General features: G+C 63.3%; 1 protein-coding gene. It reads right to left on the bottom strand.

Annotated features, from left to right (window positions below; translation table 11 throughout):
- Window positions 1–608, bottom strand: a 608-nt coding sequence (locus tag Q5716_RS15920) for a phosphate ABC transporter ATP-binding protein (protein ID WP_305004146.1), incomplete at both ends; no start/stop codon positions are given.

Raw genomic sequence — 608 nt, 5'->3', positions numbered from 1 at the left:
GCTTGTTGCATGTTGTGGGTGACGATGACGATGGTGTAGTCGGTTTTGAGTTCTTCGATGAGGTCTTCGATGGCGAGGGTGGAGATCGGGTCGAGGGCCGAGCAGGGTTCGTCCATGAGGATGACCTCGGGGGAGACGGCGATGGCGCGGGCGATGCAGAGGCGTTGCTGCTGTCCGCCGGAGAGTCCGGAGCCGGGCAGGTGGAGGCGGTCTTTGACTTCGTTCCAGAGGTTGGCGCCTTGGAGGGACTTTTCGACGAGGTCGTCGGCGTCGGTCTTGGAGATGCGCTGGTTGTTGAGTTTGACGCCGGCGAGGACGTTGTCGCGGATGGACATGGTGGGGAACGGGTTGGGGCGTTGGAAGACCATGCCGACTTGGCGGCGCACGAGGACGGGGTCGACTCCGGGTCCGTAGAGGTTGTTGCCGTCGATGAGGACTTCGCCGTCGACGTAGGCGCCGGGGATGACTTCGTGCATGCGGTTGAGGGTGCGCAGGAACGTGGACTTGCCGCACCCGGACGGGCCGATGAACGCCGTCACGGTGCGCGGCTCGATCGTCAGGGAGACATCCTCCACCGCCTTGAACTTGCCGTAGAAGACATTCAGGTC

This window comes from Antiquaquibacter soli, from assembly GCF_030580675.1.
In the GTDB taxonomy this organism is placed as follows: domain Bacteria; phylum Actinomycetota; class Actinomycetes; order Actinomycetales; family Microbacteriaceae; genus Rhodoglobus; species Rhodoglobus soli.
This window is presented reverse-complemented; position numbering and strand designations above follow the sequence as displayed.